The sequence below is a fragment of the Anaeromicropila populeti genome, assembly GCF_900112775.1.
In the GTDB taxonomy this organism is placed as follows: domain Bacteria; phylum Bacillota; class Clostridia; order Lachnospirales; family Lachnospiraceae; genus Anaeromicropila_A; species Anaeromicropila_A populeti.
The window spans coordinates 164,519-174,560 of sequence record NZ_FOYZ01000011.1 but is presented as its reverse complement, the minus strand read 5'-3'; the positions used below and the strand labels follow the sequence as shown (position 1 = coordinate 174,560).

Below are 10,042 nucleotides of genomic sequence, written 5' to 3'. Positions count from 1 at the left end.
GCGACTTTGGGTGCATTTTCCACAGCAACTTTTCCACCCTTTACCCCTTTTGAAATGGCAGCTCCTGATACAACCGGTATCAATAGGGCAGCTCCTGAAGCAATGCGTTCTGGCACCGACAGTTTTCTGTTTGTTATGTAATCCCTTCCTGTTATAGCCTCTACTCCATCTTTGACATCACCTGCACCTGGAATAAAACTCACCCCAACAGAGGCTATTTCCTTTGCTACTTTATTAGGTTCTTCTGGTGCTGTAGTAGTATAATAGGAAGTAGGAAATTCCCGGCTGTTACCAGGTTTGTAAATTCGTATGGTTTTTGGTTTTTGGCTCGTTTTTGCAACAGGCACTGGCTTAGGCTGTGGCTTGGGAATTGGTATAGGCTGTGGCTTAGGAACTGGTGCAGTCTGTTGTTTGGGAATCACTGATGTCTGGGAAGTAGTAGTTTTCTTGCTTGTAGAAGTAGTTGATTTCGGTTGTTGTGGATAACTTTCCTTTGGTCTGTTATAGCTAGAACTACTGGTACTTCCCTGAGCATATGGGCTTGGAGTCCCAGACGCGGTATAAATCATTTTAGTACTGGTCGTTGCTGTAGTCTGCTTAGAAATCTTTACAGTAGCAGCTATACTTGATTTCAAAGCATTTTGAATGGAACTAGTGGCTGACTTTGTACTACTGTTTTTTGCGGTACTTGTTGAACTGCTTCCTTTTGCGGACGACTTTGGCTGATTACTTTTCTTATTGGCAGATGTTTTTGCAGAATTTATCTTAGGTGTCATAGTTGTTTTCTGTACACTGGACAATATTTTTGGCAAATCGTTTCCTCCTTAATTCTTTTTTACTTTTTACTTCTATAAATAGTAGCATTCCTCATAATTCCACAGTATAATTTCTACAATGCCATTTGCCAAGCAATATCTATATATGTATCATAACCTATACATATTGTTTTTTTGAGTAAACTTTAGTGTCACTTTTTACTATACAGTGGAATTTTTGTCGCAAAAAAACAGTTGCAATAAGCATACACTTTTTGCAACTGTTTTCCTCACTTTTTACAACTGACCCCTATTATGTTGTAAACATGCAGACAAGCAAAACCTTCAACCCCAGTTTATTCTTATCTCTTAAACAATTGTTTCCGTATTATTTTATACTAAGATAATCAAGCAGCAATTGCATTCCCTTCTATTTAGCAGTCGGATGTCAGGAGCATTAAAAAAATAGAAAGGAATATCGTAAGTGTCCCACCCTCATAGCACATTACATAACAATAGCTGGTGATTATCTGTATTAAAATATGTATTCCACCGCACACTGCTGTCAACATGTTTTTGTGATAGATACCTTCTTAAGGTAATTACATTATATTTCTAAATAAAAGGTTTCGCAATACCTTTTGCATAACATACAGTTTTTTTGCATAAGATACAGTTTATTACAAATATCTCATCGACTGCAAATACTAATATTCACTTCAAATAAATCTTTTTCAAAGTACATCCTCATATCTCCATTATAATTTTCGACAGCAGCTTTTACATTGGATAAACCGGTTCCCATTTCCAATCTCCTTCGAAAGGCAATCTGTTCCTCCCAGGTATGAATTGATTTACTCATTTTATTCACTATATTTATAATAATGAAACTATTAAATTGTCTTATTTTAAAATAAATTTCCCGGTCGGTCCGAAGCAGTTTACATTCGGCAATGGCATTATCAAGTAAATTACAAAAAATTGTTGTCATATCAAATTCAGATATAAATTGTAAGTCTACTGCATCAATTTCACATAATAATTTAATGTTGTCTTTTAAGGCCAGCAGCACTTTATGATTAATAATGATATTTAAAATGATATTACTTGTATAACACTTTGGACCAAACAACTCCAGAAAGCCACAAATATCCTCCCTATACTTTCTGGTTGAGGCCGTTGCTCCTTCTGCATATATATTCTCTAAAATCTGAATATGATTCTTCATATCGTGTATAATCTTCTGCAAACTTATATATTTATCTTCCACCTCTTTATAATACTCATAAGAAATCGTGATTCTCTGTTCTGACAACTCCAGTTTGTTTTTTAGGGAATTAGCAGTATATATGTATTGGATATAAACTATAAAATACACATTCAGTATTACAACTCCTATTAATGTGGTAATAATCATTATGTAATCCATTGTATTTCTTTCCTTATTAACCAAAACAATCATTGTATGTATAATAATCAAACTGACAGAAGATATCATAATGTAGCCGCCTATCTGCAAAGCTGTAGCAGTTTTCAACTTTTTGTAGACAGAACGCCGCAGAAACAAGTAGTATGCCAAAATTTTCAGCAGGGAGCCAAGTATTGCAGATAGCAGATGAATCTTTGACATATTAACTTTCATATTAATGATACCTGCTTCACTTATCAACATGACAGACAAATCAGCCAGATATTGTGTAAATTCACTAATGACACAAAACATTATCCCATAAAGAAGATACCACTTTCTTCTATTTGTAAAGAAGATCAGACAAAACCCATTCTCAAGTAAGAGAAAGAAAGCAAAGTTAAGCAAAGGCATTCTAAACAGGCTGACCGCCGATAATACGCCTACAATGAATATATAAGGAATAAAATATGAAAAATACCAGTTTGCATATTTTTTGCAATTCATTAGATGAATGAAATGAAAAAAAAGGTAGGTTTCTATTCCATAAAAAAGAATATTAAATAATGTCTCCATCTCAAATAACATAAGTATCTCATGCCCTTCTATAATTGCATTTTTAAGAATTCATTCATTTTTTGTCTGAACTGTCTGGAATAATTTTGAGACAAAGGAATGGCTTCTCCTGTTTTCAGATAAATGGTATATCCTTTCACATAGTCCACATAAAATAAGTTCACAACAAAGCTCCTGTGGGGTACTTCAAAATGATGGGGATTCATTTTAGCTGCAACATTTGATATTTTTTCACCTGGAATTTCATACATTATTTGATTTTTACAGTATACTTTCACGCAGCGATTATAATATTCAAAATATAATATCTCATCTGTCTGAAAAACCTTAAACCCATTTTTCAGTAAAAACTTAACACACCTAACCTCTTTCTTATCCCCCATATACCGAATTGCCTCATCTAAAATTTCATGTATTTTATTTGCAGTAGCAGGCTTTAAAATATAACCAAAGGCATGTACAGAAAAAGCAGAATTCATATATTCTGAATATCCTGTGACATAAATTATTTTCACATTTTTATCGTAACTTCTGATTTTCCGTCCAACTTCAATTCCGTTTTCTTCATTCAAATCTATGTCCATTAAAATAAGGTCATAGCCCCCAGTACTTTCCACCAGCTGCTTCCCGTTGGCATAGGTATGAATATAGAAATCTAAATGATTTTTTTGCGCATATTCTTTGATGGTTTCCTTTAAAGAATCGCGAATTATCTTTTCGTCTTCACAAATAGCTAACCTAATCATAAAACCGACTCCTTCATGTAATTATTTTCCATTATAACAACGTTTTCTTTATAATGCAATATATTTACTAAAAAAATCGTGTTTTTTCTTAAAATATTATAAAATATGTAAAGTGATATTATAAATTACACAAAATGTAATATCACTTTACTATATTATTTAACAATGTAAATCAAGTATTAAGCTGCCTTTTCCATCTGCATATTGAAAGCTTCCTATCGCACCGTTAATGATAGTAAATTGTGGAGCCTTATGTCCAATATCTGCATCTAAAATAACAGGAAGAGACAACTCCCCTAAACCAGCCATCACTGCCTCCTCGTATGTGGTTCCATAATCCGAACGATACATACATGGTCTTCCAAAGACAAATCCTCTTGCTGTATCAAACCATCCCGCCTCTTTTAGCTGCCATAATCCCCTTTGGAGATACTCACCACTTAAATCATAGCTTTCTAAATACCAGAGAATCCCATCTTCTTTGTATCTATTCATAAATTCCTTCACCCTGTCATATTTGGTTCCCACTAGATTTAAAAGCACATCCAGGCAGCCTCCCAGAAGCCTTCCCTTAATATGAATTGGTGATTCCTGATGCAGACTCTTCCAGGTCACATCTTTCTCTAAAACATAGCCTTCTTTTCCTGTTACCTTATCGTACCAGCCATCTTCATATTGTAAAAAACTTTTCTGGACTCCAATATTCCCCCGTAATAAATTCACATTATTCGATACTGCTTCATGCCATGGCTCCATTGCAAAGTCATTGAAATTATTACCGTAAATCGTGGCAATATCACATATTGTTGTAATGGTAAAGCACAATCCAGTATTATCTGAATACCCCTGAAACCACTTTGGAGTTTTACTCAATTTTTCATAATCCAAATATGGCAGCATTTCCATCAAAAAATCTCCACCCTTGGCAGATATAATAGCCTTTACGGCTTCTTTTTTCCAAAGACTGTGTAATTGCTCTGCTCTTATTTTCCCGCTGCTGCTTCTCCCTGCCTGACTAGTTCGGACATTACTGGTTTCTTGGACACAAAAGCCTTCTCTGATAAGATGCTCTGTTGCATAATCAACTCTTGTGTAATCCATACCTTCTTTATTCCCATCAGATGGTGCTGTTACACCGATTGTATCTCCTTGACTTAAAAATTCTGGATAAATCATATCGTACTATCACTTCCTTCTACTAATTTTCCCATATAGTAAAACCCTTTACACTCCGTTAATTTTACCTCTGCAATTCTACCAATTAAATCTTTATTTCCTTCAAAATGTACTAAAATGTTATTGGATAATCTTCCTGTCATCAGTGCATGATTTTGACTATTCACCTCTTCCACAAGTACTTTTTGTATTGTTCCAGCATCTCGTCCTACTAATTCCGCTGAAATAGACTGAATTTCTTTCAACAGGCGGTCAAAGCGATTTTTAATCACATCTTCTCCAACCTGTTCCTCCATCTGTGCAGCTGGTGTACCTGTTCTCTTTGAGTAAATAAAGGTATATGCGCTATCATAACGGACTTTTTTTACCACATCCATAGTCTCCAGAAAATCCTCTTCGGTTTCACCTGGAAAGCCAACAATAATGTCAGTTGTAAGAGAAATATTAGGAACCTTCTCCTTTATTTTATCTACCAGCTCCAGGTACTGTTCCTTTGTATAATGCCTATTCATCATTTTTAAGATACGGCTGCTTCCAGACTGAACGGGCAGATGTAAATGATTACATATTTTCTTCGATTTACTCATCACTTCAATTAATTCATCTGATAAATCCTTTGGGTGAGGAGTCATAAAACGAATCCGCTCCAGCCCGTCAACTTTTTCAATCTCCTCAAGCAGCTGGGCAAAGGTCATTGGTACCTCCAGGTTTTTACCATATGAATTTACATTTTGTCCAAGAAGCATAATCTCTACAACACCGTCGGCTGTCAGTGCTTCTATTTCCCTTATAATATCTTTTGGATTCCGGCTTCGTTCCCTTCCCCTTACATATGGCACAATACAATAAGTACAGAAATTATTACAGCCAAACATAATATTGACGCCAGCCTTAAACGAATATTTCCTTTCACTTGGAAGATCTTCTACAATTTCCACAGCATCTTTCCAGATATCAATAATCATACTTTTCGATTCTAAGCGGGTATGAATTAGTTCTGCCAACTTAAATATATTATGTGTTCCAAAAATAATATCAACAAAGCGATAACTCTGTCTGATTTTTTCCACCACTGCATCTTCCTGCATCATACATCCACAAAGGGCAATCATCATATGCGGATTTTGTTCCTTCAGCTTTTTCAGGTATCCAAGTCTGCCATACACTTTTAAATTAGCATTTTCCCGCACTGTGCATGTATTAAAAATAACAAAATCGGCATGTTCATCCTCTACCATCTGATAACCGATTTTTTCAAAAATTCCTACAATTTTTTCAGAGTCACGAGCATTCATTTGACAACCGAAGGTTACGGTACAGCAAGTAAGTGGACGTCCTAGTTCTTTACTTTTTTTCTCCACCCATTTTTTTAATATCGCCATATAATAGTATTGCTTTTCTATTTCTTCTATTGGTGGCTTACCACTAATATCAATATGTTCTAAATTCATTTCCTGCACAATCATTCTCCTGTTCCATTAACATAATATTGTTATAGTTCAACCTAATAATCATACTATGTTTATGTACATATGGCAATATGGATTTATTTCATACCAGTTTAATATCATATTCCTATAATATTTTTAATCATCTATCCACTAATTACATTTATTAGTAAATTTTCAACTTAAATATTGAATCTATTCTCATTTTATCTTATACTAAATTTGTAATATAAAACCAAAATGGAGGTAAAAAAATGAGTGAACAAATTCAAGCTAATGTAGGGAAACATTTTGTTGTAACCTTACAGTCTATGGTTAGCTCTTCAAACTATGGATGGTGTTTAAGTTCCCTGCCAAAGGGTGTTGTACTGGCAGACAAATATGATATTGCTACAAAGCCAGGTATTGCTCCTATTGATCAAATTTTTGTTTTCTTAGCAAAAGAAGCTGGTGAAAATCTGGAAATTATTTTTGAGTTATTGAATTTATCCAATCCATTGAATTGTGCAAACACAGTTAAAGTTCTTGTCACGGTAACTCCTGCGGAGGCTGTAAATAATTCTTTAGAAGAAGCGAAAGAATTTGTACAATACAGCGATAACTCTGCATCCTATAATATGAATGCCAACTGCGAATACGTTTACCAAGGAACAATGGATACCTGCAACTTAAAATATGGTTACCCTGTCTGTGATAATAAAGACTCCAATACTATACTAGCATATGGTTATCCAGCACCTATCGTAAAATATGGTTATCCTGTATTAAAATATGGATATCCTACAGAACAATAAACCATTGAAACTGGAGATTATAAAATGAAATTTCAACCTTTAACTTGTGTATGGGAAATTACCATGGGCTGTAATATGAGATGTAAGCACTGCGGTTCTTCCTGTGCAGAACCATTACCAGACGAACTTACTACAGAAGAAGCATTTTCCTTTATTGATCAATGTGCTGACATAGGGTTAAAGTGGATAACCCTTTCTGGCGGAGAACCTCTTACAAGAAAGGATGTGGTTCAACTGGTTGAACGTCTGTCCAGCCATGGCATAACTGTAAATATCATAACAAATGGCTGGCTTATGAACGAAGAAATGGTTCACAATTTAAAAGCAGCTGGAATTAAAACCGTTGCCATTAGTATAGATGGAACTCGTGAAATACATAATAGCATTCGAAGAGAAGCTTCTTATGAACATGCGGAAAAATCCTTTCAATTATTAAAGCAGGCAGGTATTACTGCGGGAGCCGTTACAACTATCTCTAAACAGAATATAGCAAATCTGCCTGTCTTAAAGGAAGAACTAATTCGAATGGGACTGGATTCCTGGCAGTTACAGATAGGTCTTCCTATGGGCAATTTTTCAGAACGCCCTGAATGGCTGATTGAACCAGCTCAGGTTGACGATATTATTGAGTTCTGTTATCAGACTGCCATAGAGAATAGAATTAAGATTTTCCCTGCGGATTGCATTGGCTACTATAATCGGAAAGAATTAAAAGCAAGGCAAATTTCTTTCCGTAATCCAGAACTTCCTCTATGGGATGGCTGCAATGCGGGAATTCGGAGTTTTGGCATTCTTCATAATGGTGACATCCTTGGTTGTACCTCTATTCGTGCAAAAGAATTTGTAGAAGGAAATATCAGAGAACGGCCGCTCCGCACTATCTGGGAGGATGAAACGAAATTTTTGTGGCGTAGAAATCTAACTAAAAAAGACCTTAGTAATGAATGTGGCAAATGCATATATGGTAATAAATGTCTGGGCGGCTGTCCCAATACCCGCCTGACGATTCACAAAAGTATATATGCTGAGAATGATTATTGCTCCTATCATTTACATTTAAAAAGTCTGCGAACTACGCTTTCTGCTCTAGATAATGTTGATTTGCTCTGGGAGAAAGCAGATAATTATTTTGCCTTAAAAGCATATCAGGAAACAGCTTACACTCTGGACAGATTGTTACAGCTGACTCCTAATCATCTAGACGGACTAAAATTAAAGGGATATGTGGAATATATGTGTTCCAATTATGAATTAAGTGAACAGTCCAATCGTATGGCACTTTCTATCCAGCCCAATGATGTTTATGCCTGGAAAGGTTTGGGAATTTCATTGCATAAGCAAGGGAAAAGTATGGAAGGTATTACATGTTTAGAAAAAGCAGCACAATTATCGAACTATTCCGATGAAGATGTTTTGTCTGACCTGAAAATCGTTCAAAAAGAGATGCAAACCTCTCAGATTGCAGCCACTTTACAATAAGAATAAAAAGGCTTTCCTTTTATGTGCAGCGTTTTTTGCTGTGCATACTAAAGAAAGCCTTTTTCTACTCTATTTCAATATTATTCTATTCCATTATATAATGCAGTTAACAAGACTCCGTTTGGATCTTGACTTAGTTCCCAAACCATCGCTCCTCCCAGGTTTTTAGTATTCACATATTGTGCTTTCCAACCCATGGATTCTTCATCTTCGTAGCTGACGAAGGTAGAACCGTTAAATAACCATGGCACTTTAGACTCTGCATGAAAGTAACGGATAAATTGTGAGTTGCTTAAATAGTTAGAAACAATATTGGCATAACTCATGGAACGTCCACCCGAATAAGTTTGATATAAACCATTATTATTAGTTCCTGCTGCATCATATACGTATCCGTAAAAAGGAACTCCCATTACGATTTTATTAGCTGAAAACCCTGCGTTTATCCAGGCATTTATACTAGCATCCACACTCCATTTGTATTGTTGTGTTACATCACCATTGTTATAAAGTGGTGAATTGAAATCTGTATACCTGTCCCATAAACCATGAATGTCGTAAGTCATTACATTGGCATAATCTACAATCTGATTTAGCTTACTGGCTTCCACATTATTTAAATATCCAGTTGTACTGGAACCTGCCAACGTTAACAGATATTCTTTTCCATCAACCAATTCTCTGGCATCCAGCTTTTCACGTATTTTCATCATTAATAATGTGAAATTCGTTTTGTCCTCTGGTCTGTTTACATTAGTAGATAATCCGCCTCCTACTGGATATTCCCAGTCAATATCAACTCCGTCAAATCCATGCTGAACAATAAACGCCACACAGCTATCTGCGAATGTTGTTCTTGACGCGTCCGTTAATGCAACATCTGAAAATCTTCCAGACCAAGACCAGCCTCCCACTGAAATTAAAGTTTTTAGCTGAGGATTACTTTCTTTCAATGCATTGAGTTTACTAATATTGGTTAAATCAATATCTGGATAACCTAAGGTGATTTTTAAATCACTGGAGATATTTGCAAATGCATAGTTAATATGTGTCAGCTTACTTACATCAATCTTATCTGGTGTATACTTTGAATATGCACTCCAAGCTGCATAATATCCCACCATCTTAGTGGTTTTTGCTGACGCTGTTGGCGTTGGTGCTGGCGTCGCTGTTGGTGTTGCAGTTGGTGTCGGTGTTGGCGTCGCTGTCGGCGTTGGTGTTGCAGTTGGTGTCGGCGTCGGCATTGCAGTTGGTGTCGCCGTTGGTGCTGCCCCTGATGTGGTTACTGATATCGTGTTACTTGCCCTGGAAAGTGTACCTAATTTATCCTTTGCCCTAACATAATACTGGTATGTTGTAGATGCCTTTAAGTTAGAAACTGTATAACTATTAGTACTGGTAGATCCAATTACTTTACCATCTTGATAAATCTGATAAGTACTAATCGTTGTTTTTGAATAGGAAATCCCCCAAGTCAATGAAACAGATGTACTGCTGACAGATACCGCTTTCAAATTGGTTGGAGCGGTAGGAGCCTTCACTCTTCCTGCAAAAACATCAGCAGACAATATATTAGTAAAAAGCATACACAAAACAAAGAAAATAGCGACCAATCTCTTTTTTCCAAAAAGCATCTGTTTTTTTGTCATTATCCCTCTCC

8 protein-coding genes are annotated in these 10,042 nt (G+C 35.8%); 2 read left to right on the top strand and 6 right to left on the bottom strand.

The window, feature by feature from the left end; all coding sequences use genetic code 11:
• From BM305_RS14470 to miaB, 5 genes are all read right to left on the bottom strand, one after another.
• Nucleotides 1-812 (bottom strand): pre-toxin TG domain-containing protein (locus BM305_RS14470; protein WP_143099186.1); only part of this gene is annotated, 812 nt, incomplete at its 3' end.
• 634 nt (nucleotides 813-1,446) lie between these two features.
• Nucleotides 1,447-2,478: a GHKL domain-containing protein gene (locus tag BM305_RS14465; protein WP_207649496.1), complete on the bottom strand. Its 1,032-nt coding sequence runs from the start codon at nucleotides 2,476-2,478 to the stop codon at nucleotides 1,447-1,449.
• A 290-nt stretch (nucleotides 2,479-2,768) separates the two neighbouring features.
• Complete coding sequence (locus BM305_RS14460; protein WP_092562194.1) at nucleotides 2,769-3,485, bottom strand: LytR/AlgR family response regulator transcription factor; 717 nt, start codon at nucleotides 3,483-3,485, stop codon at nucleotides 2,769-2,771.
• A 159-nt stretch (nucleotides 3,486-3,644) separates the two neighbouring features.
• Nucleotides 3,645-4,661 carry a S66 family peptidase gene (locus tag BM305_RS14455; protein ID WP_092562191.1) on the bottom strand — a complete coding sequence of 339 codons (1,017 nt, stop codon included), beginning with the start codon at nucleotides 4,659-4,661 and terminating at the stop codon, nucleotides 3,645-3,647.
• Nucleotides 4,658-6,112 (bottom strand): tRNA (N6-isopentenyl adenosine(37)-C2)-methylthiotransferase MiaB, encoded by a 1,455-nt coding sequence (miaB, locus tag BM305_RS14450; RefSeq protein WP_092562229.1) that lies wholly within the window; start codon nucleotides 6,110-6,112, stop codon nucleotides 4,658-4,660. The genes BM305_RS14455 and miaB overlap by 4 nt, the downstream gene beginning before the upstream one ends.
• A 251-nt stretch (nucleotides 6,113-6,363) precedes the next feature.
• Here miaB and BM305_RS14445 point away from each other — a divergent pair, with 251 nt between their 5' ends.
• Together BM305_RS14445 and BM305_RS14440 are read left to right on the top strand one after the other, a co-directional pair.
• Nucleotides 6,364-6,903, top strand: a complete 540-nt coding sequence (locus BM305_RS14445) for a hypothetical protein (RefSeq protein ID WP_092562188.1) — start codon at nucleotides 6,364-6,366, stop codon at nucleotides 6,901-6,903.
• A gap of 24 nt (nucleotides 6,904-6,927) precedes the next feature.
• Nucleotides 6,928-8,382 (top strand): radical SAM/SPASM domain-containing protein, encoded by a 1,455-nt coding sequence (locus BM305_RS14440; RefSeq protein ID WP_092562186.1) that lies wholly within the window; start codon nucleotides 6,928-6,930, stop codon nucleotides 8,380-8,382.
• 80 nt (nucleotides 8,383-8,462) lie between these two features.
• On the opposite strand, the gene BM305_RS14435 is transcribed toward BM305_RS14440, so the two are convergent.
• The gene (locus tag BM305_RS14435) at nucleotides 8,463-10,031 is read right to left on the bottom strand and encodes a glycoside hydrolase family 18 protein (RefSeq protein ID WP_092562183.1); all 1,569 of its coding nucleotides are present in this window, start codon (nucleotides 10,029-10,031) and stop codon (nucleotides 8,463-8,465) included.
• Nucleotides 10,032-10,042 lie beyond the last annotated feature (11 nt).

What these genes read in the sequence shown, in the direction of transcription:
- BM305_RS14455 (WP_092562191.1), bottom strand. Translation starts at nt 4,661, where the DNA reads ATGATTTATCCAGAATTTTTAAGTCAAGGAGATACAATCGGTGTAACA.
- BM305_RS14445 (WP_092562188.1), top strand. Translation starts at nt 6,364, where the DNA reads ATGAGTGAACAAATTCAAGCTAATGTAGGGAAACATTTTGTTGTAACC.
- BM305_RS14435 (WP_092562183.1), bottom strand. Translation starts at nt 10,031, where the DNA reads ATGACAAAAAAACAGATGCTTTTTGGAAAAAAGAGATTGGTCGCTATT.
- miaB (WP_092562229.1), bottom strand. Translation starts at nt 6,112, where the DNA reads ATGAATTTAGAACATATTGATATTAGTGGTAAGCCACCAATAGAAGAA.
- BM305_RS14460 (WP_092562194.1), bottom strand. Translation starts at nt 3,485, where the DNA reads ATGATTAGGTTAGCTATTTGTGAAGACGAAAAGATAATTCGCGATTCT.
- BM305_RS14440 (WP_092562186.1), top strand. Translation starts at nt 6,928, where the DNA reads ATGAAATTTCAACCTTTAACTTGTGTATGGGAAATTACCATGGGCTGT.
- BM305_RS14465 (WP_207649496.1), bottom strand. Translation starts at nt 2,478, where the DNA reads ATGTTTTGTGTCATTAGTGAATTTACACAATATCTGGCTGATTTGTCT.